23 protein-coding genes and 1 pseudogene are annotated in these 25,057 nt (G+C 68.5%); 6 read left to right on the top strand and 18 right to left on the bottom strand.

What is annotated here, in order from left to right:
- Positions 1 to 211 precede the first annotated feature (211 nt).
- A complete protein-coding gene (locus tag LPC10_RS03585; RefSeq protein ID WP_231345494.1) occupies positions 212 to 1,909 on the top strand; it encodes a methyl-accepting chemotaxis protein in 1,698 nt (565 codons plus the stop codon).
- Positions 1,910 to 2,290: 381 nt separating this feature from the next.
- On the opposite strand, the gene LPC10_RS03580 is transcribed toward LPC10_RS03585, so the two are convergent.
- The 11 genes from LPC10_RS03580 to LPC10_RS03530 all read right to left on the bottom strand — a co-directional run bounded on the left by LPC10_RS03580 (position 2,291) and on the right by LPC10_RS03530 (position 11,845).
- Positions 2,291 to 2,557: a flagellar biosynthetic protein FliQ gene (locus tag LPC10_RS03580; protein WP_012452597.1), complete on the bottom strand. Its 267-nt coding sequence runs from the start codon at positions 2,555 to 2,557 to the stop codon at positions 2,291 to 2,293.
- Between the two features lie 11 nt (positions 2,558 to 2,568).
- Positions 2,569 to 2,976, bottom strand: coding sequence for a flagellar hook assembly protein FlgD (gene flgD / locus LPC10_RS03575; RefSeq protein ID WP_231345493.1), 408 nt, complete (start codon positions 2,974 to 2,976; stop codon positions 2,569 to 2,571).
- 3 nt (positions 2,977 to 2,979) lie between these two features.
- Positions 2,980 to 3,507, bottom strand: a complete 528-nt coding sequence (gene flbT, locus LPC10_RS03570) for a flagellar biosynthesis repressor FlbT (protein ID WP_231345492.1) — start codon at positions 3,505 to 3,507, stop codon at positions 2,980 to 2,982.
- Positions 3,508 to 3,517: 10 nt separating this feature from the next.
- Positions 3,518 to 3,868 (bottom strand): flagellar biosynthesis regulator FlaF, encoded by a 351-nt coding sequence (gene flaF, locus LPC10_RS03565; protein ID WP_231345491.1) that lies wholly within the window; start codon positions 3,866 to 3,868, stop codon positions 3,518 to 3,520.
- Between the two features lie 43 nt (positions 3,869 to 3,911).
- On the bottom strand, positions 3,912 to 4,964 hold the full coding sequence (locus LPC10_RS03560) for a flagellar hook-associated family protein (protein WP_231345490.1): 1,053 nt from the start codon (positions 4,962 to 4,964) through the stop codon (positions 3,912 to 3,914).
- A 7-nt stretch (positions 4,965 to 4,971) separates the two neighbouring features.
- Positions 4,972 to 6,441, bottom strand: a complete 1,470-nt coding sequence (gene flgK, locus LPC10_RS03555) for a flagellar hook-associated protein FlgK (protein ID WP_231345489.1) — start codon at positions 6,439 to 6,441, stop codon at positions 4,972 to 4,974.
- Positions 6,442 to 6,519: 78 nt separating this feature from the next.
- The gene (locus LPC10_RS03550; protein ID WP_231345488.1) at positions 6,520 to 7,731 is read right to left on the bottom strand and encodes a flagellar hook protein FlgE; all 1,212 of its coding nucleotides are present in this window, start codon (positions 7,729 to 7,731) and stop codon (positions 6,520 to 6,522) included.
- Between the two features lie 82 nt (positions 7,732 to 7,813).
- The gene (gene fliI / locus LPC10_RS03545) at positions 7,814 to 9,142 is read right to left on the bottom strand and encodes a flagellar protein export ATPase FliI (protein WP_231345487.1); all 1,329 of its coding nucleotides are present in this window, start codon (positions 9,140 to 9,142) and stop codon (positions 7,814 to 7,816) included.
- A 7-nt stretch (positions 9,143 to 9,149) separates the two neighbouring features.
- Positions 9,150 to 9,878 (bottom strand): flagellar basal-body rod protein FlgF, encoded by a 729-nt coding sequence (gene flgF, locus LPC10_RS03540; protein ID WP_231345486.1) that lies wholly within the window; start codon positions 9,876 to 9,878, stop codon positions 9,150 to 9,152.
- Between the two features lie 4 nt (positions 9,879 to 9,882).
- Positions 9,883 to 11,139 carry a DUF1217 domain-containing protein gene (locus LPC10_RS03535; protein WP_231345485.1) on the bottom strand — a complete coding sequence of 419 codons (1,257 nt, stop codon included), beginning with the start codon at positions 11,137 to 11,139 and terminating at the stop codon, positions 9,883 to 9,885.
- Between the two features lie 145 nt (positions 11,140 to 11,284).
- Entirely contained in the window at positions 11,285 to 11,845 is a 561-nt protein-coding gene (locus LPC10_RS03530; protein WP_231345484.1) for a hypothetical protein, read from the bottom strand.
- Positions 11,846 to 12,063: 218 nt separating this feature from the next.
- Here LPC10_RS03530 and LPC10_RS03525 point away from each other — a divergent pair, with 218 nt between their 5' ends.
- Together LPC10_RS03525 and LPC10_RS03520 are read left to right on the top strand one after the other, a co-directional pair.
- On the top strand, positions 12,064 to 12,357 hold the full coding sequence (locus LPC10_RS03525) for a PilZ domain-containing protein (protein WP_231345483.1): 294 nt from the start codon (positions 12,064 to 12,066) through the stop codon (positions 12,355 to 12,357).
- A 365-nt stretch (positions 12,358 to 12,722) separates the two neighbouring features.
- Entirely contained in the window at positions 12,723 to 14,105 is a 1,383-nt protein-coding gene (locus LPC10_RS03520; protein WP_231345482.1) for a flagellin, read from the top strand.
- A gap of 109 nt (positions 14,106 to 14,214) precedes the next feature.
- On the opposite strand, the pseudogene LPC10_RS03515 reads toward LPC10_RS03520, so the two are convergent.
- Positions 14,215 to 14,894: pseudogene (locus LPC10_RS03515) on the bottom strand (response regulator transcription factor).
- Positions 14,895 to 15,304: 410 nt separating this feature from the next.
- Here LPC10_RS03515 and LPC10_RS03510 point away from each other — a divergent pair.
- Positions 15,305 to 16,582: an aminotransferase class I/II-fold pyridoxal phosphate-dependent enzyme gene (locus LPC10_RS03510; protein WP_231345481.1), complete on the top strand. Its 1,278-nt coding sequence runs from the start codon at positions 15,305 to 15,307 to the stop codon at positions 16,580 to 16,582.
- A 115-nt stretch (positions 16,583 to 16,697) separates the two neighbouring features.
- Here LPC10_RS03510 and LPC10_RS03505 read toward each other — a convergent pair whose 3' ends face one another.
- From LPC10_RS03505 to LPC10_RS03485, 5 genes are all read right to left on the bottom strand, one after another.
- Entirely contained in the window at positions 16,698 to 17,816 is a 1,119-nt protein-coding gene (locus LPC10_RS03505; RefSeq protein ID WP_231345480.1) for an ATP-dependent RecD-like DNA helicase, read from the bottom strand.
- A 48-nt stretch (positions 17,817 to 17,864) separates the two neighbouring features.
- Complete coding sequence (gene hemF / locus LPC10_RS03500) at positions 17,865 to 18,800, bottom strand: oxygen-dependent coproporphyrinogen oxidase (RefSeq protein WP_231345479.1); 936 nt, start codon at positions 18,798 to 18,800, stop codon at positions 17,865 to 17,867.
- Between the two features lie 128 nt (positions 18,801 to 18,928).
- Complete coding sequence (locus LPC10_RS03495) at positions 18,929 to 20,632, bottom strand: flotillin family protein (protein WP_231345478.1); 1,704 nt, start codon at positions 20,630 to 20,632, stop codon at positions 18,929 to 18,931.
- Positions 20,633 to 20,700: 68 nt separating this feature from the next.
- Positions 20,701 to 21,300, bottom strand: coding sequence for an OB-fold-containig protein (locus LPC10_RS03490; protein WP_231346951.1), 600 nt, complete (start codon positions 21,298 to 21,300; stop codon positions 20,701 to 20,703).
- Positions 21,301 to 21,350: 50 nt separating this feature from the next.
- Positions 21,351 to 22,490: a PspA/IM30 family protein gene (locus LPC10_RS03485; protein WP_231345477.1), complete on the bottom strand. Its 1,140-nt coding sequence runs from the start codon at positions 22,488 to 22,490 to the stop codon at positions 21,351 to 21,353.
- Positions 22,491 to 22,876: 386 nt separating this feature from the next.
- On the opposite strand from LPC10_RS03485, the gene LPC10_RS03480 reads away from it, so the two are divergent.
- Together LPC10_RS03480 and LPC10_RS03475 are read left to right on the top strand one after the other, a co-directional pair.
- Entirely contained in the window at positions 22,877 to 23,890 is a 1,014-nt protein-coding gene (locus LPC10_RS03480; RefSeq protein ID WP_231345476.1) for a helix-turn-helix transcriptional regulator, read from the top strand.
- 205 nt (positions 23,891 to 24,095) lie between these two features.
- Complete coding sequence (locus tag LPC10_RS03475; protein WP_231345475.1) at positions 24,096 to 24,413, top strand: hypothetical protein; 318 nt, start codon at positions 24,096 to 24,098, stop codon at positions 24,411 to 24,413.
- A gap of 71 nt (positions 24,414 to 24,484) precedes the next feature.
- Here the strand turns inward: LPC10_RS03475 and LPC10_RS03470 are convergent, their stop codons facing one another.
- Positions 24,485 to 24,934 carry a tRNA (cytidine(34)-2'-O)-methyltransferase gene (locus tag LPC10_RS03470; RefSeq protein ID WP_231345474.1) on the bottom strand — a complete coding sequence of 150 codons (450 nt, stop codon included), beginning with the start codon at positions 24,932 to 24,934 and terminating at the stop codon, positions 24,485 to 24,487.
- Between the last annotated feature and the right edge of the window lie 123 nt (positions 24,935 to 25,057).

Genomic DNA, 25,057 nt, shown 5'->3' with positions numbered 1-25,057 from the left:
GAAGCAGAAACGAGCAACCACGAGCTCTGCCCAGGCCGACGGTGGGCACGGCGGATATGGCGCCGGTCGCTCAAAGCGGCGTTATAGATCCGGTCGATTATCGATCATATGTGAAGAAAATTATGAGAGTTTTATCATTTGATAATCAGCTCTCACTAGTGCTGCTTTGACGAAGGTCCATTCCTCGGTCCTCGGAGTGTCGGAGCGGCAAATGCGCCTACTCAACAGCTTGAATTTGATCATAAAGTCGTTCTTGCCGATTTTGATTATCGTGGCTCTATCGAGTGGATCGATTTTTTATGCCGGCACGATCATATTAGACAATACTGCTCAGATGAGGCAAATTGTTGATGTTCAGGCCAAGAGGCTTGAGAATGTTCTTTCGGTGAAAAATGATGTCGCTGAAGTTGCCATTCTGACCCGCAACACAATCATTGAAAATCGCCAGAAACAATTGGACGAATACAAGAATCGATACGACAATGCGGTCAATTCGACCTTCAAGAATATCGATCAGTTGGACGCTTTGGCCGACACCGCAGAGCGCCGCGCGGCCAACGACGAGATGCGGAAAACGGCTGCGGACCTGTTTTCCGTCAATGATCGCGTCCTTCAATTCGCACTCAGGAACGACAATGAAGCCGCCGGAAAGCTTCTGCTGACGGAAGCGGCCGTCTTCCGTGCCAAGCTGCGCGATGCCGTGCAGACGCGGGTCGATCGTTTGGGTGAGGAGCTTGCCGAGGCTCGGGACAGAGCGGATCAAGCCGCGAGCCGGTCGATCACCAACCTCGCCATCGCGTCCGTGCTGGGTATTCTCGCAGCGCTCGGGCTTGCCACGGCCATCACCGTGCTCGGCATCACCCGGCCGCTGGCGAGTCTCGTCGCTGTGCTCCGGCGCATGGCGGACGGGGATGTCGATGCGACGATCCGCGAGGCCGCGCGCGGCGACGAAATCGGTGCGGTCGGCCGCGCTGTCGATGGCATCAAGGCCATGGTTGCGCAGAAGGCGGCGGAGCAGGCCGAGATGCGGCGCATCGCCGACGAGGCTGCCGCCGCCGAGCGCCGCCGCACGATGATCCAACTCGCCGACGGCTTCGAGCGGGCGGTCGGCGGCATCGTCGGCCGGGTCTCCTCCTCGGCCACCGAGCTTCAGGCCACGGCCCAGCAGATGTCCATGACCGCCAATCAAACGGCGAACCAGTCGAGCACCGTCGCTGCGGCGGCGGAGGAGGCGGCGAGCAATGTCGGCACTGTGGCGGCCGCGGCGGAAGAACTCGGGGCATCCGTCCAGGAGATCGGACGGCAGGTTCAGGGATCCTCCGGGCTCGCGCAAAACGCCGTCGCGGAGGCGGATCAGACCGGTCAGCTCGTGCGCGAATTGAGCCGCACCTCGGCCCGTATCGGCGACATGGTGAGCATGATCTCCAACATCGCCTCGCAGACGAACCTGCTTGCCCTCAACGCCACGATCGAGGCCGCGCGCGCGGGCGAAGCCGGACGCGGTTTCGCGGTCGTCGCGACGGAGGTGAAGGAACTCGCCAGCCAGACCGCCCGCGCCACGGAGGAGATCGGCGGTCAGATCAGCGAGATCCAAAGCGTCACCGAGCGGGCGGTCTCGGCCATTGGTTCGATCACCGGACGAATCGGGGAGATCAACACCGTCGCCGCGACCATCGCGGCCGCGGTCGAGCAGCAGGGCGCGGCCACCCAGGAGATCGTGCGCAACGTCTCCCAGGCCTCGATCGGGACGACCGAGGTGACGCGCAACGTCACGGGACTGGCGCAGGCCTCGGACGAGGCTGGCGCAGCGGCGAGCGAAGTGCTGGCGGCGGCGACCGAGCTGTCGCGCGAATCGGAGCATCTCACCAGCGAGGTCGACCGCTTCCTGGCCACCATCCGCGCGGCCTGATCCCGGCCCCGCGAGGCGTGTCTGATGGACCGCGGGCGCGGAACGGCGATGCCGTCCCGCGCCCGAACAACCTGGCCGTCAGAATGCAATCGCTGACAGCCGCCTGTTCACTGTTAACCGATGCATGGCAGGCCACCGCATCGCCTGCTGCCAACAGGCAACGCCGATGCTAAGATCCGATCGCAACAGCTTTTGTCCTTCCCCAGGTCGAGGCTCTCGCGAGGGACCGGGCGGTCAAGTCTCGACAGCTCCATCCGCCCGGTCCCGCCCTTTTTCCCGATGACGGCCGTACAGCCTCTCGCCGTCGGTCCGCACGACCTTCACCGTTTCGCCGGCGCGATCGGCGTCTCCGGATGAGCGTCGGTTCCGATTCGATGGGGTTCAGAAGCCCGTCGCGATCCGCCCGTAGGTCATCTCGGCGAATGCGTAGATCTGCGAGCCGACGAAGGTCCCCGTGACGAGCATCACCAGCAGGATCGCGACGATCTTCGGCACGAAAGTGAGGGTGACCTCCTGAACCTGCGTCAGCGCTTGCAGCAGGGCGACCGCGATGCCGACCAGCATCGCCGCGCCGACGGAAGGGCCGGCGGCGACGAGCACCGTCCAGATCGCCGAGCGGACGAGTTCGAGGGCGTCGACCTCGTTCATGGAATGCGTGACTAGCTGATCGAGATACCGGAGGCGAGCAGCATCTCGCGCCCGTCGGTGAGCTTGGCCATCACGCCGTCGCCGGTGACCCGCACCGACTGAACCGTGCCGGTCGTCAGGCCGTCCGCCGAGGTGAGCGTGCGCCCGATGATCGCGTCGGCTTGGTTCAGGAAGCTCGAGGTGAGCAGCGAGTCGAGCTTCTGGTTGGTCTTGGTGGCCTGCTCGACCTGCGAGAACGAGGCGAGCTGACCGACATATTCGGTCGAGTCCATCGGCTTCGTCGGGTCCTGATTCTGAAGCTGCGCCATCAGCAGCGTCAGAAAGGTGTCGGCGTTCATCTTGGAGGCGACCGAGGTGGCTGCCTTCGCCGCGGCGGCCGTGGTGGTGCCGCTCGTCGTGCCGGTGTTGGTGACGTCCATGGTTCAGGCCTTGTCGGAGGAGGGCGCCGACCGGGCGCGCGTCGTGGGCCGGCGGCGGGAGCCGGACCGGTCGGGCGGAACGAGGGCGGCGGGCGGCACCTCGGGGAGGGGCCGGCCCGCGCCGAGCAGGTCGGCCTCCGCCGAGTAGAGGCCGCGGATGAGCTTCAGCGCCTCGAAGGCACGGCCGGCCTCGACGAGGGTGTGCGCCGCCGCCAGCCCGTCGCGGATCGCCGGCTCCGTCGTGGCAGCGAGGATGCCCTCCTCGATCCGGGCATAGAGCGCGCGGGCCGGGCCGGCCTGGGCCGGCGCGATCAGCACCGTCTGCGCCGCGAAGTAGAGCTGGCGCAGCGGCGTCGTCGCCTCCTCCGCCTGGAGAACGTGGCCCTCCAGCAGGAAGGTCGCGTCGTTCATCAGTTCGAGCGCGACCTTGCGGTCGACGCGCACCACCGCGCCGTTGATGTAGACGCGCTCGCCCGCTTTCAGGCTCAGGTGCATGGTGCGGGACGTGGCCCGGCCGGTCTCGCGCGTCATGGCCCGTCCCTCACTGCAGTCCGTCGCGGATCGAGGTGTTGACCTCGATCAGAGCGGCGAGGCTGCGCTCGGGCGTGCTCAGCACTTCCCCGGCCTCGCGCATGTTCCACAGGCCGATGGCGACGAGATCGGCGCGCAGGGCCTCGGGCAAGGCGTTCTCGGCGTCGAGCAGGTCGGCGATCAGCACATTCCAGAGATCCTGGATCGATCCGACCGCGGCCGTCCGCTCCGGACCGGCGGTGGCGCCGCGCGCCTCGGCCGAGCGCAGCAGGCCGAGTGCCCGGTCGAACGCCGCACGCTCGCGCTCGCGGCCGAGATCGGGCGCGTCTTCCATGATCTCGGCATAGGATAGACGGTACATCGGGGCCTACGCTCCGTACTCGATTCTTCAGAAAGGCGGTCGTTCAGGAGATGAAGTTGATCAGGCTGAGGCTGCGCAATTGCGCGGTCAGCCCGTAAGACATCTGCATCTGGGTCGTGATCGCATCGACCCGGGATTTGGCCTCCGCCGGATCGACGCTTTCCAGATCCCGGATCTGTCCGGTCAGCAGCGCGGTCTGCTTGACCATGCGCGCATTCGCTTCCCCGATCTGGCTCTGCGCGCGGCCGAGATCGGCCCGCATCGTCGTCAGGCTCCGGGTGGCTTGGCCCAGCAGGTCCATGACCTTGCTCGTCGCCGCCCGCTGCGTGTCCGCCGGAAGATCGGACAGGCCGAGCCCGGCGGCGATGACGTAGGCCATACCGAGCTGACGGAACGGCTCGGCATTCGCGCTCACCGAGGTGGTGACGGTCTCGGTGAGCGAAATCTTGCTGTCGATCGTCCGGTTCGAGGCTGCCGACCAGGTCCCGCTCCAGTTCGCCTCGCTGAACGTGTCGGCGAGCAGGCCGTCGATGAAGCCCTCGATCTGGGTCGGCGTGATGGCGGAGGCCGCCGGGCTACCCGGCGCGAAGGTGAAGAAGCGCGTGAAGGCCGCATCCACCGCCTGCTTCGCGGCCGAGGGCGGGCTGTCCTCGTAGGGGGTCAGCGGAGCGGTGCTGCTATTTGTGCCGCCGAACACGAATTGACCGCTCGCGCTGGTGTTGAGCGCGCCCGCCAGCGCGGCGAGGCGGCTGCGGGCGGATTCGCCAACCGTCTTCGCGCGCTGATCGGCGGGCAGCGCCAAGAGTTCGTTGAGCGTCGCCTCGGCCGCGGTTTGAATCTCCTTAAGTGCGCTCTGCGAGGCTTCGAGCCGGGACGAGGCCGCCGCGTTGCTCTGCGTCAGCGCCGCGAGCACCGCGCTCTGTCCGCGCAGGCCGAAGGCCCCGGCGACGCCGCCGCCCAGCGTCGCCCCGATATCGGCGAAGCGGCCGGTGGCGATCTCCTTGGTCGCGGTCGCGAGATCGGACTGGAGGCGCGACATGCCGGTGCGCGGCGCGTTCCAGAGGTTGAGGCTCGAGATGAAGCCGGTCGTCATCATCGCCGTATCACCGCACCGCGTCGAGGAGGGTCTTGAGGAGGTCGTTGACGACCGTGATGAGCTTGGCCGAGGCGCTGTAGGAGCGCTCGAGCTGCAGCGCGAGCGCGGTCTCGTCGTCGCCGTTCACGCCCACCGCGTTCGAGAGCGCCTCGTTGGCGCGCGCCAGCAGGGTCTTCTGGTAGGAGGCGGCGGTCGCGGCGTCCTTGCGCTGCGCCTCGAGCCACCCCGCGGAGGACGCGGCGAGATCGGGCAGGCTGGCTTCCGTGCCGAGACCGAGGGCCGCATCGACGGGCCGCGATGCGGAGAGCGCCTCGACGAGGCCGCGCAGGCGGCCGGCATAGGCCGCATCCCCGCCCGCTGCGGGGTCGGCATAGTCGCTGCCGTTCAGGCCGCCGCTGCGCAGCAGAGTCGGGTCGCCGTTCCGGGCGGGATCCACCGCCGCGTTGATCGCGATCGACGATGCGAGGCCGATGCGACCGGCGGCGGTGGACGCGGGCAGGGCGGCGCTGCCGCCCGCGGTGAACAGGCCGGCCCGCGGGCCGCCGTCCGGCGCCACGGAGTCGCTTTCGGCGAAGGCGCCGATCAGGGCGCCGGCCAGCGCGTCGAGCTGCGCTTCGTAGCCCAGCGCCGCCCCGTCGCGGAGGCTCGCGAGCCCGGCGATCCGCCCGGACATGAGCGGCATCGGAGAGGCGGCTCCGGTCACCGGCACGCCGTCGATGGTCACGGTGCCGCCGACGGTTCCGGCTGCGAAGGTGGAGGTGGGGGAGAATGTGACCGCGCGAGGGCCGCGCTCGAACAGGGTGACGCCGCCGTCGGTGTAGAGCGCCATGTCGCCGCCCTCGCGGTTCACGGCGGTGACGCCGATCTCCTGCGAGAGCGCGGTCAGGATGCGGTCGCGGTCGTCGAGTGCGTCGGTGGCGTCACCCCCCAGGGCGGTCAGCTTGACGACGGTGCGGTTCGCGGCGTCGAACCGCCCGAGGAGATCGTTGATGCGGGTCACCGAGTTGGCGATGCCGGCATCGGCCTCCGCCCGCACGGCGTGGACCGTGTCGGCCGCCGCGTTGAGGCTGCCGGCCAGCGCCTTGGCCGCCTCGACCGTGTCGCGGGCGAGCTGCGTGTTGTCGGGCTGGTTGGCGGCGGCCTGAAGGGCGGCCTGGAGGGCCGAGAGCCGCGCGGCCGGGGCGGTCGGATCGTCCGTGTCGCCGATGGTCTGGGCGAGCTTCGTCAGGCCGGTCAGCAGCGCGTCGCCGCGGGCGGCGTCGGAGGAGGCGGTGAGGGTGCGGGCATAGAGCGCCGGATCACCCGCGCGGGTAATCGTGACGGTGGCCCCGCCCGCGCTGCCGGCGACCAGCGTCGCGATCTTGCGCGAATAGCCGGGATCGTTCGCGCCCGCGACGTTGCGCGCGGACACCGCGATCTGGTTCGAATTCGCGAGCAGCGAGGCGCGCGCGGTGTTGAGCGCGAGGGTGAGACCCATCGGTCGGTTCCTGGGACGCGGTACGAGACGGGGGCGCCGGTGTCGGGCCGGCACCCCCGGAAGGCGGCGACGTTCCCGTCAGCGCTTCAGATTCATCAGGGTTTCGAGCAGCTCGTTGCCGGTCATGAACACCTTGGAGTTGGCGGTGTAGACCGTCTGCGACTCGATCATCGTGGTCAGCTCGGTGCTGACGTCGACGTTGGATTGTTCGAGCGCCCCGGCCTTCATGATGCCGCGCCCGCCCTGACCGGCGAAGCCGATCTGGATGTCGCCGGATTCGGCGCTCGTGGTGAAGACGTTGCCGGCCCGCGGCGTCAGGTTGTCGGGGCTCGCCACGTCCGCGAGCGGCACCTTGAAGGCGGCCTTGCGGGTGCCGTCGGAATAGACCGCGTAGACAGTGCCGTCCTCGCCGAAGGCCGTGCCGCTCACGGCGGTCGGCGAGGAGCCGTCGGCGGTGCCGGACAGGTTGTGATCGCCGGAGAGCTGGGTGAGGCCGCTCAGATTGACGGTGACGCTGCGCCCGTTCGGTACGGTCACGACGGTCGATCCGCCGCCGCTGACCTTGCCGTTGCCGTCGAAGGTCACCGTGGTGGACCCGATCGCGGGCGTGGGAGCCGCGGGGTTGATGAAGCTCACCGCCCAGGTGTTGGCGGCGGTCTTGGTCATCTGAACGTCGAGCGTCACCGGCTGGCCGACGTTGTCGTAGACCTTGAGCGAATTCTTCTTCGAGTAGCCGACGGCGCCCGTCGCCAACGGATCGTAGACGGGGGTCTCGAAGGAGAGGTTGCCGCTGATCGTGGCGCTGGTGGAGGGGCGCGCCTCCTGGCCCATCACGCTGACATTGACCGGCTTGAGGTCGGCGACGCCGTTGAGGACGGGGTTCGGCGTGCCGTTGGCGAGGCTGTAGCCCATTAGGGTGAAGCCGCCGGCATTGACGAGGTTGCCGGTCTTGCCATCGACCACGAAGTTGCCGGCCCGGGTCATGAAGGGCGCGCCGCCGGCATCGCTTACCACGAAGAAGCCGTTGCCCTGGATCGCCAGATCCTTGTCGGAATTGGTCGAGGCGATGGGCCCACCCTCGCTCACCGCGCGGCGCAACGTGGTCTCGACCGCACCCGAGTTGTAGTTGCCGACATCACCGGAATCGAGCAGCAGCGACGAGAATTCGGCCGAGGTGCGCTTGTAGCCGGTGGTGCTGGCGTTCTGGATGTTCTCGGCCACCGTCGAGATGCGGTTGGACTGAGCGTTCATCCCGGAGACGCCGGTGCGGAGCACGCCGATGAGACTCATGCGGACACCTCGTTGACTTTCGAATTCTGGCGCAATGGACACGGTGTCGCTTGCGCGGGGCTGAAGGTTCTGCGGGGCTTGCTCATCCCCGCAGGGATTGGGCGAGTTCGAGGAAGGCGTCGCGGCTGGGCGGCTGGCCCGGCTCCTGGCGCAAGGCCTCGTAGATCCGCGGCACGAGGCTCACGGCCTGGTCGAGATCGGGGTCGCTGCCGGCGCGGTAGCCGCCCATCAGGCGCAGGTCCCGCGTCTCCTCGAAGCGGGCCATCATGCTTTTCAGCTTGCGCACCAGTTCGCGCTGGTCCCCGGTCCAGACCTCGCCCGAGAGGCGCGAGATTGAGCCGAGCAGGTCGATCGCCGGATAGCGGCCCTGCTCGGCGATGGCGCGGTCGAGGACCACGTGGCCGTCGAGGGTGCCGCGGATCGAGTCGGCGACCGGATCGTTGTGGTCGTCGCCATCGACCAGCACCGAGAAGATGCCGGTGATGGTGCCGGTGCCCTCCGCGCCGGGGCCGGCGCGTTCGAGCAGGCGCGGCAGATCCGAGAACACGCTCGGCGGGTAGCCGCGGGCCACCGCCGGCTCGCCGGCGGCGAGCGCCACGTCGCGGGCGGCGTGGGCGTAGCGGGTCACGGAATCGACGATGAGCAGCACCGACTCGCCGCGATCGCGAAACGATTCGGCCACCGCCAGCGCCACTTTAGGGGCTTGCCGGCGCATCATCGGGCTCTCGTCGCCGGTCGAGACGACGATGACGGCGCGGTCTCGGGCGGCGGCGATCGGTCCTTCGAGGAACTCGCGCACCTCGCGTCCGCGCTCACCCACCAGCGCCACGACCACGCTGTCGAAGCCCTGCGCGCCCGCCAGCATCGCCAGCAGCGTCGACTTGCCGACGCCGGAGCCCGCGAAGATGCCGATGCGCTGCCCGGCGCAGAGCGGCGTGAACAGGTCGATCGCCCGCACGCCTGTCGGCAGCGGTGTCTTCACGCGCGCGCGGGTCATGGCGGCGGGCGGGTCGGCGTCGAGCGGAACGCTGTCCGGCCCTTCCGCCAGGGGGCCGAGGCCATCGACGGGGCGGCCGAGGGCGTCGATCACCCGGCCCTTCCAGCGTGGATCCGAGCGCAACTGCGCCGGTCCGATGCGGTGGGCGAGGCTGCCGATGCCGGCCTCGATCCGGCTCTCGAACGGCTTCACCGTCGCGCCGGCCGCATCGATGCGCACGACTTCGCCGATCTGCACCCGGCCGTCCGCCGAAAAGCCCATGCGGTCGCCGAGCCGCACGAAGGCGGACACGCCCGCGACCCGCGCGGCGCTGGCGGTCACCTCGCGCACGGGGCCGGCGACGCGCACCAGCGGCAGGTCGCGGCGCCCGGCCTCCATCGCCTGCTCCAGGCGCTCGATGGCGTTCAGGGTCATGGCCCGTCTAACCCTGCGGACCCAGCGTCTTGACGGCGCCGGTCAGCGTGTTGTCGGCCTCCGAGGTCATCGTCGCCGCGCTCTCGAAGGCGCGCTGGATCGCGATGAGCTTGGTCATCTCCAGGATCGGATTGACGTTGGCGCCTTCGACGTAACCCTGCACGAGACCGACGCGTGTGAAGTCTTGCACCGGCCGGCCGGGCAGGCTCGCGGCGACCGAATTCTGGCCCGAGCGCGTCAGCCCCGCCTTCGGGTCGAGGGTGAACAGGCCGAGGGCGCCGACCTGATTGACACCCTGATGGATGCTGCCGTCGCGGCCGATCTTCGGCGGACCGCCCTGCGGATCGAGCAGCAGCGGGCCGCCGCCCGGATCGACCACAGGCAGGCCGCTCACCGTGCGCAACTGCCCGTTGGCGTCCATCGTCAGGCGGCCGTCGCGGGTGTAGAGCGTCTCGCCCTTCGGCCCCTTGACCCCGAGCCAGGCATCGCCCTGGACGGCGACGTCGAGCGCGGAATCGGTCTTCGTCGTCTGGCCGGCGGCCCGCGAGATCGTGTTCTTGCCGGGGCCGACGAAGGCGACCTCGCCCCGGTTCGAGCGGGCGAGCAGTTCGGAGAAGGTCACTTCCTCGGCCCGGAAGCCGACGGTCGCCATGTTGGCGACGTTGTTGGCGGTGGTCGTCAGGCGCTTCTCGAGGGCGATCTGGCTCGAAAGGGCGACGTAGAGGCTGCTCTGCATGGCCTCAGCCTCCGATCCGCGCTGCTTGCCGATTCATCAGCATCTCGGCGTCGATGCCGCCCGAGCCGGTGAACAGGGCCAGCACGGGCGCGCTGGCGGTGTTGTTCTGCGCGTCCCAGATCGCCGCGAAGCGCCGCACGAAGGCGTCGAGCTTGGCCGGATCCTTCAGGCTCGCGACATCGATCTTCTTGGCGATCAGATCGGCGCGCCGGGCCAGCGCCTCGCTGGTCGCGGCCCCGCTCGTCGCCGGCAGGCCGATCACCGTGTTGGCCACCTGGCTCAGCGCGGCGTCGCCGAGGATGTCGTAGGCGCTGGTGAGCGTCGGCGCCTTGCGGGCGAAGTAGAGGGCGAGGCGCACGCCGGTGTCGGCGTCGCCCGCCTCGCTCTCCAGCGACTGGCGCAGATAGGCCTGCGTCACGGTCTGGGCCAGCGCGTCCGGTCCGAGATCCGTGCCGAAGCCGACATCCGCGGCAAGCTTGTCCGCGGCGGAGAGCGGCGCGTTGCGGATCGTCAGGCTGCGGTTCGTCCCGCCCGCGTTCACCAGCGTATCGGCGTCGAGGCCCGTGCCGCCGGCGCGCCCGTCGGCGCCGAGATCGGTCAGGGCGGTGGTCTGGAAGAACAGGCTGCCATCGGCGGCGAGCCCCGCCTGGACCTTGCCCTTGAGGGCAGACGCCTCGATCTGCGCCGCCACCGCGGCCGCGATCTCGGCGGGCGTCACCTTCGACAGGTCCGCCACCCGCCCGGCCAGTGTCTTCGCATTGAGCCGGACCGTGACCGATTGGGTCGTCGCGGCGTCGATCCGCGATTCGACGAGGAAGCTCGCCTCGGCCCGGCCGCTGAAGTCGTAGGCGTCGGCCAGGCGCTTCGGCGCGCTGAGCGAGGCGGCGACGGCCGGCAGGCCGAAGCTTGCGGGATCGGTGCCCTTGACTGTCACGCCCTGGCCGAAGCTGAACGCCTTGGCGAAGGCGGTGTAGCGGTCGTCCGCCAGGCGGTTGGCGAAGCTCGCCGAACTGGCCGCACCCTCCTCCAGAACCTTGCGCATGAACGCCTTGGCGTAGGTCATCTCCTCGAGGCCGTAGGCCTTCATGGCGTAGGCGTAGAGGCGCTGGTCGCCGAGGAGGTCGTCGACCGTCTTCACCCGACCGATATTGGCCTCGTAATAGGCGGTCTCCCGCGCCACGCTCGGCTCGGCCGCCTTCCGCTTGAGGGAGGCGGTGAGGTCCTTGGCGATCAGGCGGTAGCTGGTGAGGGTGTCGGTCACGGGCGGGCGCCTAGGCGGGAGCGCGGGAGGACCGCGGCCATCGGTTCGGCAGCGAGGGCAGGATCCGATGCCGCCTCTAGGCCGGTACGCTTGCTCCAGGCTTGCCCGCCGAGGCACGGCCGCCTGGCCGGGATACGAACCCGTGTCACGAGGCAGGCCCGATGATCGTCTCGGTCGTGATCACGACCCAGCCGGCACCGGTCTGGCGGATCGACAGGACGCGGCCCGCGCCTGGCAGGGTGCTGCCGAGCGAGACCGTGAGCCGTCCCTCGCGACTCTCCACGGTGGCGACGCCGTCAGCGACGCCGCGCAAGGTGTAGGTGCCTGCGGAAAGGGCGGGGGGCGGCGCCGGCGGCTCCGCCGGGACCTGCGGGCCGGGAGCCACCGGGCGGTCGGGCAGCGAGCCGGTAGTGACGGGATCGAAATCGGGGTCGGCGAGGCGGCCCTGCGCCACGGTCTTCTTCCAGGCGAACGGCGCCATGCCGGCCGGAAGCACGGCCTGCACGTCGTAGCCGTGAGTGCCGGTCGAGATGGCGTAGCCGGCAAATCCGCTTGCAGTCAGAGCGAGCAGGACGAGGCCGGCCAGCACGGTGCGCTCACCCGCCGCTTCCCGGGCACGGCGGGCGACCACGCTTCCCGCCAGCGGCCGAGACGGAAGGCGTGACGCGCTGCCGGATGAGGAGCGCCGGATGGGATCGGGCGTCATGCGGATCTCGGTGGACCGGTCCCGGAGCACCACGCACGAGAGGTATTCGTGTCGCGCTCACCGGGGCGAAAACGTTAAGGTTCACGATCCGTGTACTGTTATACTTGACGCCCGGTTAACGACGCCGCGCGAAGGGGGCGTAGCGTCTCACTCCGTCTGATCGACAGCGCTTCGAACCGTTGTTAAGCCGAAGCCCGAGTGAGCCGCCGGAGGCGAGCATGGCCGATGCGCGAGAAGCTGTTTTGCCGAAGCCGGTCACGCGGGCGGGCAGGCGGCACCGCGTCGTTCAGCAGGGGCGTATCGTCCTCGGGCCCGAGCGTCTGGTCGCCTGCACGGTGCGCGACCTCTCTCCGCGGGGTGCCAAGATCCGGATCGCGCCCGAACAGGCGCTGCCGGAGACCTTTCCCCTCGTGATCGCCGCCCACGACCTGCGCACGGTGACCGCCCGGCTGTGCTGGCGGCGCGGCGACTTCATCGGCGTCGCCTTCGAGAGCGAGCCGGTCCAGCCGTAGCCGGCCCGACGGCGGCCTCTTGTCCACAGGCCCGCCACCGCCCTGTGGAGGGCCTCGGGTGGGACGGAGCCGTCCCGGTCGGCTTAATTGGTTCGTAACAGGCACCCGCCATTCTCGCGACATCGACAGACGCCTCCCGTAACCATGCGGAGGCGGTCGAGAACAGGCCAGCGGGTGAACCCTCAGACGGGTTCATAGACATGATGTCGGTCCGCTGATCCGGTGCGAGTCCGGAGGTGTGATGCGCGGCGCCACGGGCCCTGACGGGCACGCCGCGGCCCCCTGGCGGGGCCGTGCGGCCGCACCGGTGCGAGCCCGGTCCTCAAGAACCGCCCCGTCCTTCATCATTCCCGGAAGACAGATCCGTGACCAGCCTGCTCACAAACATCTCCGCCATGACGGCGCTGACGACGCTCAAGGGCATCAACCAGCAGCTCGACGCCACCTCCAACCGCGTCTCCACCGGCCAGCGCGTCTCGGCTGCCTCCGACAACGCCGCCTACTGGTCGATCGCGACCACCGTGCGCACCGACAACGCCTCGCTGTCGGCCGTGAAGGACTCGTTGGGCCTCGGCTCCTCGGCGGTCGACACCGCCTATAACGGCCTGAACTCGATCCTGTCTGACATGCAGAACCTGCGCGCCAAGCTGCAGACGGCGCTGCAGCCCGGCGTCGACCGCGCCAAGGTTCAGACCGAGATCAAGGCGATCCAGGACAAGATGCAGGCTACGGCCGACTCCTCGACCTCATCGGGTCAGAACTGGCTGTCCGTCAATTCCGCGCCCTCCAACACCAGCTATCAGGCGACCCAGAACGTGGTGGCCGGCTTCTCCCGCGACACGTCGGGCACCGTCACCTTCTCGATGATCGGCGTCGATGTGAACGCGATCAAGCTCTATGACGACAACGCCGCCAGCATCACCACTCCGGCCACCTCGGCTCAAGTCTTCGGCAGCACCTCGCTGACCGGCACCACGGTGTTCTCCGGCGGCACCGCCAACTTCAGCGGCACCAACGAGGTCAGCTTCAACCTGCTGCTGGATGGCGGCTTCACCGCGGACATCCTGATCAACAAGACGACGATGGCCTCGGCCGCCGCCAACCTGACCAAGGTGACGACGCAGGAGTTCCTCGACGCGATCAACAACCAGATCGCCGCCGACACCGCCACCACGCCGCTCGCCGGCAAGGTGAGCGCCTCGCTCGACACCGCGGGCCGCCTGACCTTCAAGACCACCGCGGCCAACGCTACGGCTTCGGTCACGATCCAGAACAACACGGTCTCGACCGGCAACACCCTGGTCGATGTCGGCTTCGGCACCGGCACCGCGGGCACCGATGCACGGGTCGGCAAGGGCTCGGCGGCGGGCACCACGGCCGGAAAGGGCATTCTCGACACGGTCGAGGGCACCGGCTTCTCCATCGCCACGATCAACATCGCGAACCTTGTCGGCACCACCGGTGACTCGACGCTCAGCGCTGTCATCACCCAGGTCGAGAAGGCGATCGCCAAGGTGACGGATGCCGGCACCAAGCTCGGCGCCAACAAGACCCAGATCGACGGCCAGAAGGCCTTCGTCGACACGCTGATGAAGGCCAACGACCGTACCATCGGCATCCTGGTCGATGCCGACATCGAGGAGGAGTCGACCAAGCTGAAGGCGCTCCAGACCCAGCAGCAGCTCGCGGTCCAGGCGCTCTCGATCGCCAACTCCGGCAGCCAGACCGTCCTCTCGCTGTTCCGCTAAGCCGAAGGGCGGGCCCATCCCTCGCGGGCGGGCCCAACCGGACAAGCGAAAAGGCCGCGCTCACCCCGAGCGCGGCCTTTTCTTGATTCAGGAGTTTCGCGCGGGACCGTCAGCCGACGAAGGTGTAGCCGGCCATCCGCTTGGCCTCGATCGGGTCGTAGCCCAGCCGCATCCGCAGCTTCTTGCGCAGCTTGCTGATTGGCCCTCCACCACGCTCTCCTCGACGCTGGTGTCGAGGTCGCCGTAGACGGCCGTGAAGATCTGGCCCTTCGTCACCTGCCGGCCGCGGTTCTTTGAAAGATATTCGAGGATGTGCCGCTCGCGCCGGGGCAGGATCAGGCAGGCGCCGTCGATCTCCGGGTCGCGCCCGTCGGTGTAGACCTTGAGGCGCCCGGCCCGGTCGGGGGCGGGGGCCGGCTCGACGCCGCGGCCGGTCCGGCGCCGGATCGCGGTGGCGCGAGCGATGATCTCGCGGACATGGACGGGCTTGCGCACCACGTCGTCGATGCCGGCGGTGAACAGCGCCAGGGTCTGCTCCAGGGAGCGGGTCTCGTTGAGAGCGATGATCGGCGCCCGGCTGAGCGAGCGGATCGCGACGGTGCAGGAGGCGCGATCGGCGCAGTCTCCGATCAGGAAGCCGTCGATCGCCTCGACGTCGATCCGGGGAGCGGCGTCGAGCCAGCCCTTCATCGAACCGATGGCCAGACCCTGCGCCCGCACGCCCTCGGCGCCGAAGCCGGCAACGTAGTGGTCGGTGACGCTCTGCCGCTCGTCGACAACGATATTCATCGTCAGTGCTCGAAGATGTGCGAGGTCATTGCGTCCCGCGCGAAAACCCTTCGCGCGCCGCTATGGCCGTTCGAGTTGTGAATAGGGTTGCCGAATGCTGGCGGATGGCGGCCTGAAGAGTGGGTCGGCTGGTGCTCGACGCGTCTCGCTTGCCGTATCCTCCAACATTTGACGGTCTTAGCTTTTTGGTTGGAATGGTTAACGGCGCGTTAAGGCCAAGCTCGGGGCGGAGCAGGCGTTAGGAGTTTGGTCACCTCGCCTCCGCGCTCGTGACAGATGTGTCACAGTGTGACCCGCTGACGTCGGTGCGGCCCACGTCTTTCCGTCCGAGCGATCTTGACCCGAGCGGCGCCTCGGGCTCGAACCCTGGCTCGGCTCTGCCCCGAGGAATCCGAGCCAAGAGGAATCCGATGCCGTCGCTCTCCACCCTGTCATCCGAGGCTCTGACGGAGCTGCGCTCTCGCCTGCGCGGCGAGTACGAGGCGCTGAAAGCGCAGGGCCTCAAGCTCGACATGACCCGCGGCAAGCCCGCCTCGGATCAGCTCGATCTCGCCGCCGAGATGCTGGCGCTGCCCGGCAACCGCGACACCACCGCCGAGGACGGCACCGACGCGCGCAACTACGGCAACCTCCAGGGCTTGCCCGAGACCCGCGCCCTGTTCGCGCCCGTGCTCGGTGCCTCGCCCGAGCAGATCGTCATCGCCAACAATTCGAGCCTCGCGCTGATGCACGACGTGCTCGTCTACGCCCTGCTGAAGGGCGTGCCCGGCGGCGACGGGCCCTGGTCGAAGCAGGAGCCGATCACGATCCTCTGCCCCGTGCCGGGCTACGATCGCCATTTCACTCTATGCGAGGGCTTCGGCATCCGCATGATCCCGATCCCGATGTCGGGGGAGGGGCCGGACATGGACGCCGTCGAGCGCGAGGCCGCCGACCCGTCGGTGAAGGGCATCTGGTGCGTGCCGCAATATTCGAATCCGAGCGGCGAGACCTATTCCGACGAGACCGTGCGGCGGATGGCGTCGCTCAAGGCGGCGGCGCCCGATTTCCGCATCCTGTGGGACAACGCCTACGCGGTGCATCACCTCACCGAGGCTCGGCCCGCGCTCGTCAATATCCTGGAGGCCTGCGCCGAGGCGGGGCACCCGGACCGGCCGATCGTGTTCGCCTCGACCTCGAAGGTGACGCTGGCCGGCGCCGGCCTCGCCATGCTCGCCGCTTCGCCCGCGAACGTGAAGTGGTACCTCGCCCAGGCCGGGCGCCGCAGCATCGGACCGGACAAGCTCAACCAGCTCCGTCACGTCCGCTTCCTGCGCGACGCCGCCGGAATCGCGGCGCATATGGAGCGTCACCGTGCCCTGATCGCCCCGAAATTCGCGGCGGTCGAGGAGGCGTTTGCCGCCCGCCTCGACGACTGGGAGGTCGCCCGCTGGAGCCGGCCGCTCGGCGGCTACTTCATCACGCTCGACGTCGCCGACGGCACCGCCTCGCAGGTGGTCCGGCTCGCGGGCGAGGCGGGCATCGCGCTGACCCCGGCCGGCGCGACGCACCCCTACGGAAAGGATCCGCACGACCGCACGCTGCGGATCGCGCCGACCTTCCCGAAGCTCGATGCGGTGCGCAAGGCGGCAGAGGCGGTGGCGCTCTGCACGCTGCTGGCGGCGGTGGAGGCGCGAGCGGCGGGGTGAGGGCGAGCCATTCTCCGCAGGTCATGCGGAGAATGGCGGTCCCGATCTTCGCACGTCGCGCGTCGGATTTTTTTTGAAAGATCCGACGCGGCACCGAAGCGCTTCTTGGCGGGACTCACACCACCACGGTGATCGCCTGCGCCGCCCGCGTCAGGCCCGTGTACAGCCACCGGGCCCGGTGCTCGCGAAAGGCGTAGGATTCGTCGAACAGCACCACCTTGTCCCATTGCGACCCTTGCGCCTTGTGCACGGTGAGCGCGTAGCCGTAGGTGAACTCGTCGGTCTCGCGGCGCAGGAACAGCGGGATCTCTTCCTCCGATCCCTCGATCACCTGCCGCAGCACCTTGATGTCCACTGCGCGGCGGCGCACGGCCGGGTCGTCCTCGGGCACCACGTCGAGGCGGATCGTGTCGGGGCGGGGCGGGGCGCGGAGCGCCTGCACCGTCCAGGTCGAGCCGTTGAGCAGGCCCTTGGTGCGGTCGTTGCGCAGGCAGACCAGCTTCTCACCGACCGACGGCATCGGATCGGTGTGACCGGCCAATTCCCGTAGGCGATTGTTGTACAGCCGTCGCGTCCGGTTGAGGCCGACCAGGACCTGATCGCAGTCGAGCACCTGGGTCGGGTCGATGTCGCGGCGGCGGATCACCCGGCTCGCGCCGTATTCCCCGACCTCCAGCCGCCCGCCCTCGCGGATCGTCATTGCCATGCGCACGATCGGGTCGTCGGCGGCCTGACGGTGGACGTCGGTGAGCATCACATCGGGCTCGGCCTCGGTGAAGAAGCCGCCGCCGCGCACCGGCGGCAATTGCGCCGGATCGCCCAGCACCAGAACCGGCTTGTCGAAGGAGAGAAGGTCGTGGCCGAGGGCGGAATCGACCATCGAACACTCGTCGATGACGATGAGGTCGGCCTTGGCCGCTGGTCCCGAGCGGTTGAGCGTGAAGGTCGGGCCGCCCTCGTCGCCCTCCTTGGTGCGGTAGATCAGCGAGTGGATCGTCGCGGCGTCGTGGCAGCCCTTCTGGCGCATGACGGAGGCCGCCTTGCCGGTGAAGGCGCCGTAGACGACCGGACCCTCGATATCGTCGGCGATGCGGCGAGCCAGCGTGGTCTTGCCGGTGCCGGCATAGCCGAACAGGCGGAACACTTGGCTACCGCCTTCCTTGCGCCAGCGGGCAATGGCTTTGAGCGCCGCGTCCTGCTGCGGGGCGAACTGGGTGGGAACGGACTCGGCCATGGCGTCACGTCATAGACGAGTCGGTTGGGTTTGGGACCGGCCGCGACGTCAGGGCCAGCGCACCGTCGGCGGGAGGGAAGAGAGGATCGAGGCGACGTTGCCGCCGGTCTTCAGGCCGAAGATGGTGCCGCGGTCGTAGAGCAGGTTGAACTCGACGTAGCGCCCGCGCCGCACCTGCTGCTCCTCCCGATCGGCCTCGGTCCAGGCTTGCGCGAGGTTGCGCCGGACGATCTCCGGGTAGGCCTTGAGAAACGCCTGCCCGACATCGCGGGTATAGGCCAGGTCGGCCTGCGGATCGCCGGTCCAGTGATAGTCGTAAAAAATGCCGCCGATGCCGCGGGGCTCGTTGCGGTGCTTGAGGTGGAAGTACTCGTCGCACCACGCCTTGTACCGCTCGTAGTTGGCGGCCGGCGCGTGCCTCTCGCAGGTCTCGCGCAGGCAGGCATGGAAGAATTGCGTGTCGGGATCCTCTTGCGTCCGGCGCCGGTCGAGCACGGGGGTGAGGTCGGCGCCGCCGCCGAACCACGCCTTCGTCGTCACCACGAAGCGGGTGTTCATGTGCACCGTCGGAACGTTCGGGTTCCAGGGGTGCACGATCAGCGAGATGCCGGTGGCGAAGAAGCGCGGATCCTCGGCCGCGCCCGGCATCTGCGCCCGGAATTCCGGCGCGAACTCGCCGTGTACGGTGGAGATATGGACGCCCGCCTTCTCGAAGACGCGGCCCTTCAGCATCGCCATGACGCCGCCGCCGCCCGGCACGCCGCTATGGTCCGTGCGCTGCCAGGGCGTCTTTTCGAACCGGCCCGCCGCCGCTGGCGCGTCCGGGTGGAACGGGCCCGTCGCCTCGTCCTCCAGCGTCTCCAGCGCGGCGACGATGCGATCGCGCAGGGTGGCGAACCACGCGCCCGCCTCGCTCTTCAGCGCCGCGAGGTCGTCCGGGGAGGGCAAGGGGGCGGGGTTCGGGGAAGCCGTCGCGTCGCTCATGGCCTCAGGCTTTCCCACTCAGGCCCCGATCCGTCAATTCAGGCCCAGACAGCGGACGGCCGGAGCCGTCGATCCCCGACGAGCTGCGCGCTCTGCTCCGGACCCTCGACGTCGTTCGTCCGAACGCTTCAGGCCCCCCCGTTGACATGTCCGTCGGCGAGGGGCTTCGGAGCCTCTTCGCGCAATCCGCCGACCAGCGCGTCGAGGCTGCCCTTGCCCTCGGAAAACCCCGCCTCGTTCAAAATCGCGCCGAGGATCGGGCTGTTGTACTGGTAGCGCAGCAGGTGGCCCGACAGGCTGTCGCCGAGGCTCGCCGACAACCCGCCCGCGCCGTTGCCGGCGCCCATCATCCCGCCCGCGTCGAAGATGCGGATCGAGTCGATCTTCTCGACCGCCCGCATGCTCTCGCGCAGCGCCTCCGGGATGATACCGAGGCGCTTCAAGCCGGTCTCGTAGGCGCGCGCGTCCGCCGACAGCGCGTTGCGGGCCTCGTTCATGACGCGCTCGCGCTCGGCCTCGGCCTGACCGAGTTTGGCGATGGCCTCCGCCTTCGAGGCGGCCGCCGTCGCCTCGGCCTCGGCCAGCGTCGTGATGGCGTTGGCCCGGTCCTCGGCCGCGCGGCGCTCGGCCTCCGCCGTAACGGTGACGCCGGTCGCCTCCCGCTCCGCCTCGCGTTTGGCGGCGATGACCGCGATCTCGCGCTCGCGCTCGGCGATCTCCTTGGCTTTCGCTGTGGCGACGCGCTCCTCCGCGGCGACCGCCAGAGCCTCGGCGGCCTTGGCGGCGGCGCGCGCCTCGGATTCGCGCTGCGAGCGCTCGGCGATCTTGATGGCGTTGTCCTGAAGCACGAGCTGGCGCTCGCGCTCGGCCTCCGCGTTGCGCTGGGCGATGGCGAGATCCGCCTCGATCCGCGCGCCCTCCGAGTTCTTGCGCGCCTCGGCTTCGCGCAGGCGCACCGCCTGCTCGCGCTCGATCCGTGCGGTCTCCTCGCTCTGCTGGGCGCGCTGCTCGGCCTGGGCGGTTTCGGCGCGGGTCTCGGCGGTCTTGTTGGCGATGTCGCGCTCTTGGGCGAGTTCCGCCTCGCGAGTGGTGCGCTTGATCTCGAGCTGCTTCAGCGCGGTCTCGCGGTCCTTCTCGGCCACCGCCACCTCGGCATCGCGCTCGGTGGCGTTGCGCTCCTTGCGGCGCTGCTCGGTGATTTCCTTCAATCGAGCGAGGCCTTCCGCGTCGAACGAGTTGTCGGGGTTGAAGTGTTCGATCGAGGTCTGGTCGAGGCGGGTCAGCGAAGCGGATTCGAGTTCGAGGCCGTTGTGGCGCAGATCGCCCGAGACGGCCTCCTGCACGCCCTTGACGAAGGCGGCGCGCTTCTCCTGCAGGTCGGGCAGGGTCATGCCGGCGGCGACCGCCCGCAGGGCATCGACGAACTTGGCCTCGATCAGCTCGCGCAAGAGCATGGCGTCGTTGGTGCGGTCGCCGAGCGTCTGGGCGGCGAGCGCGATCGATTCTTCCTTGGGCTCGACCCGGACGTAGAACTCGACCGTGATGTCGGCCCGCAGCCGGTCCTTGGTGATGAGCGACTCGTTGCCGGAGCGCTTTACTTCGAGCCGCAGGGTGTTGAGGTTCACCATGGCGATGGAATGGAAGACGGGCAGCAGCACCGCGCCGCCATCGACCACGACCTTGCGCCCGCCCAGACCCGTGCGGACGAAGGCCGTGTCCCGCGTCGTGCGCCGGTAGAGCCGGCTGAAGACGAAGCCGATGCCGAGCAAAGCCACGACGATGATGCCGGCGATGACCAGCAGGTTGACGATACCGGAACTGACCATGTCCATCGAATGCGATCCTTTCGGCCAAGGGTTCAGTTTGGAGGTCGGCTGAGCGTTCGGCTGGGGAAGGGCGTTCAGAGATCCGGTGTGGCGGGCACCGCGACGAAGACCGCTTCGGCCCGGTCCACGAGGAGGACGCGGGCGCCGGTGGCCATGGCCGGCGCGCCGGGGGCGGCGCGGGCGCGCAGGAAGTGGGTGTTGCCGTGGCGGTCCACCGCGCGGACCTGGCCCGGCAGGCCCTCGTCGAGGGGGCCGAGAGTGACCTCGGCGGTCGCACCGACCAGATCGTCGGCGGTGACGACGTAGGTCTCGTCCCGCGGGATCAGCCGGGCGATGGCACGGGTCGAGATGCGCAGGGCCGGCAGCGTCGCCGCGCCGGCCACCGGAACCGCCAGGAGGGCGGGCAGGGGCGCAATGAGGGCGGCCGCGAGCCCCTGCACGAGAAAGCCCGCCAGAGCGAAGACGGCCAGCGCCAGGATCAGCAGGATCAGGAAGGGCACGCGGCCGAGATTGATCCACGATATCAGCGCGGCCGGCGAGAGCGCGCTGTCGGCATCTGCCGAGGTGGCGAGGTCTCCGCCGCCCGCCTCATGGCCGAGGGCGTTGTCCACCAGCCCGGAGAGGGAGTGTCCGACGAGGAGAGACAAGGCCTCCACCACGACGAGGCCGGTCATCACCGCTGCTGCCAGGGTAAAGGGGAACAGGGCGGGGCCAACGAGCGCGCTCAAGAAGGCCGGCCCTGCTTCAGCGCGGCGAGCCGCCGCTCGATGGCGTCGTCGCGGTGGAGCCGGTCGAGTTCCTCGACCGAGGGATCGGCCACCGCCGAGGCCGTGCCGGTCACCCGGTCGATCGCCCGCAGCGATTGTTCGAGCTGGCGGGTGCGCGTCGCCTCCTCGCGGCCGTAGCCGTCGAGCGGGTCGGCCGCCTTTGCCGGGGGCTGCCGCAGCAGCGCGATCCGGTGCTCGGCGTCGCGACGAGCGGCCTGGGCCGCCTGCATCGCCTTGGTGGCCGCCCCGTGCCGCTCAGCGACCTCGGCGAGGCTCGAATCGATCGCCTCGATCTGGCTCTCCAGATCGAGCTGACGGCTGATGCCGGCGCGTGCCAGATCCTCGCGTCCGTTCGACAGCGCGAGAGACAGCTTTTCGGGCAATGCCGAAAGCTCCCCGGCGAGTTGGCCGCGGCGGGCGGTGAGGCGGTGCTCCTCGGCCTTGATCTTACCGAGATCGAGCCGGGCCTCGTGGATCACCGCATCGATCTCGCGCAGGGCCTGCTCGGCGACCGCGAGGGGGTTGCGGTCCTCGACCGCGTCGATGGCGGCGTTCGACAGGCCGCCGATGATCCGTCCGACGCGGGTCAGGATGTTCTCGGGCATGCGGGTCTCCTCTTTCGGGACGGTGACGGAGACGCCCACCTGGATGGTGAGCGTGTCGCCCGCGACCGTGAGGCGGGCGCTGGAGAGGTCGCGCCAGGGGCCGTCATAGCCCTCGACGCGGTAGGGCATCGTGCGACGTCCGCAGAGCGTGGTGAGCGCGATCTCGGAAGCGCCCTTCACGCTGAACAGCTTGTCGTCGAGCGGCATCGACGTGACGCCCTCGGGGTCGAACCCGGCGGGGCGCTGGGCGAAATCGCGGATGCCGAGCGTCACGAGGCGGGCCGGCAGTCCGGTCTCGTCGCGCGCGCGCTGATAGCCGTGCTCGATCAGGGCGACGACGTTGGCCCGCAGGCCGTGCTCCCGGCGGATCTCCTCGAGGATGACGAGCATCCGCCGATAGGCCGCGAGCAGGGACCGGACCGCATCGAGTTCGGCCGGTTCGGGCAGGAGCCGGTACGTCAGACGAGAGGGAAGGATTCCTGAGCGCGTCACGGCTCGATGGTAAAACACCGAAATGGTGTTTTCAAGGAGAATGCACGCCTCGGATGTGGCAATCTTCTGCGTTCGCGCAGATGACGTGTGGAGCCGCACAAGCCTCTTGTCATCGGCTTGCGCCCGCCGCCCTGCAATTGAACCCTACGATTCGCGCGATCGTTGTATGATGGCCGCGCCGTTGTCGACATCACGTCAAGAATGGTTGATGAAGGGTCTCGACGAAGCCAGTGTTCCTCGGTCGAAATCTCTCACCGATGTCTTGGGCCGCAACCGCGAACTTGTTAGTCTCTCGACATATTCGTCTGGAGGTCTATCGGCGGCATCTCATCTTGAATGTCCATGGATGGCACTGAAGCCATCAACCGTATCCGCGATCTGTTTCGATGCCTGATAGCAAAAGCCGAGTGCCCGCGGCCCGAGACGTGCAATCGCCCTGGCGGCCACAGCGGTTCTTCGCGCATCAACTGCAATCCGTGCGCGAGTTCGATCACCTGAACGACGACGGCGGTCTCGCCGTGAACTTCTATCCCGTCTCCCGCGCAACCCCTCAGGTACGGGTGGAGGGCGGACAGAGCCCGACCATGAGCCTCTGGCTCACGCAGTCCGCCACGGGCTTCCTCACCGTACCGACGCTGGAAGCCGATCTGTTCACCATCCGCTTCGTCACAGGCGGCCAGATGGTCCGCCGCAACGCGCGCGCAGAGCAGATCGTCACCCAGGGCTACGCAACGTTCAGCGCACTGGAGGATATGCGAAGCGGCGAGTCTTCGCCGGGCTTTTCGGCCATCAGCAGCACCATCGCGCGCGCATCGCTTCTGGCGAGCTACCACGCTCTGGAGGGAAAAGTGGATCGCCCGCTTCCCGCGCTGGAGCCGCTCACCTCGATCGACGGTTTGGGGATGCGGGCGCTCTTGCTGTCGCTGGAACATATGCAGATCCGGCTCCGCGATGTGCGTACGGCCGACGATCTGTTCTTTCCGCTGCTGGAAGAGATCGTTTCCTACCAATTGCTGAGTGTGTGGCCGCGGGCGCCAGTTGCCGAGCTGCACTCGACCGGCAGTCTCTCGGCCTCTCACGTTCGCCGCGCGGTCGAATACATCGGAGCTCATCTGGCGACGCCGTTCCGATTGGCAGATGTCGCGGCCGAGGTGGGTGTTAGTGTCCGGATGTTGCAGATGTCGTTCAAGCGTGAGTTGGGCGTGACACCGGTCGAATTCATCATCGAGCGGCGTCTGCAGCAGGTTCACCGCGATCTCTGCAGCGAGGCGCAGCGGGATGTTTCCATCGCGGAACTGAGCCGCCGATGGGGCTTCGCGCACATGAGCGATTTTGCGCAACGCTATCGGCGCCGCTTCGGCTGCACGCCCAGGGAAACGCGGCGGGACATGCTACGCTGAGTGAAGTTCCGAAATGGCAGAAATGCGAAACAGTATTATTTTCGCGAATACAGAACTTTTACTAAGCCTCAATCGATTGACATGAAGCATGTCTATCGAATAGTTAATTCAACTGAAGCGGCATCCGAGTCCGTAGGTTCGGCGATCCGGCTGGCCGTCGACGTTCCGAGTCCACACTCGGGTGACGCTCTCTCAGGAGCCAGAGATGCCCAGGTTCTTCTTCAACACCAACGACGATCTGGAATTATGGGATGAAGAGGGAACGGACTTGCCGGATCTCGACGCAGCGCGTCGTGCCGCCATCCGCTATGCCGGAGAACTCTTGAAAGAGGCAGCCTCGTCCGTCGGCTTCGGTGATACGTGGCAGCTCACGGCGAGCGATACGACCGATGCCGTCCTGTTCACAATCGATGTCAAGGTCACCCTGAATCAAGCGGCGCTGTCCGTGCCGTCTTCCGACGTCGCGCATCGTCAGAAGCGGCCCCGGGCGCAGCAGCTCGAGCGGGTCGTGCATTCGAACTGAGCCGACGGCCGGTCACGGCATGAGGGCGCGCGAAGGCTGATCCGTCGAGCCTCGCACAGTGGCGATCGACCTTACCCCGCCTGCCGGATTGCCTCACCCAGGATCATCGCGGCGCAGACCGCGACGTTGAGCGAGCGCAGGCCCGGCCGAATCGGCACCACCACCCGGGCTTCGGCCGCCGCATGCACCGCCTCCGGCACGCCGGCCGATTCACGCCCCATCAGCACGCAGTCGCCGTCGCGGAAAGCGTGCTGCGTGTAGGACACCGAGCCGGCGGTGGTGGCAAGCACGAGGCGGCGGCCGGCCGCCTCGCGCCATGCCTCGAACGCCTCCCAGGAGCGATGGCGAGTGATCGCCACGTGGTCGAGATAGTCCATCCCCGCGCGGCGCAGGTTCCGGTTGGACACGTCGAAGCCGGCGGGCTCGATGATCTCGACGGCGACGCCGAGGCAGGCCGCCATGCGCAGCATGGTGCCGGTGTTCTGCGGGATGTCCGGCTGGTAGAGGGCGAGGTGAAGCATCGGCGAAAGCGGGGCGGCGGGGCAGGGTCCTGCCTGCGGCATCGGGGCAGGGTTGATGAGCGCGGGGTTGGCCCGGCGTCAAGGAGGCTTACCTGAGCCTCTCATTTCTCACTCGGTTCCTCC

Origin of the sequence: Methylorubrum sp. B1-46 (genome assembly GCF_021117295.1) — a bacterium.
Classification (GTDB): domain Bacteria; phylum Pseudomonadota; class Alphaproteobacteria; order Rhizobiales; family Beijerinckiaceae; genus Methylobacterium.
Note: the sequence above shows the minus strand (reverse complement) of the source record. Positions and strands in the feature narration are given on the sequence as shown.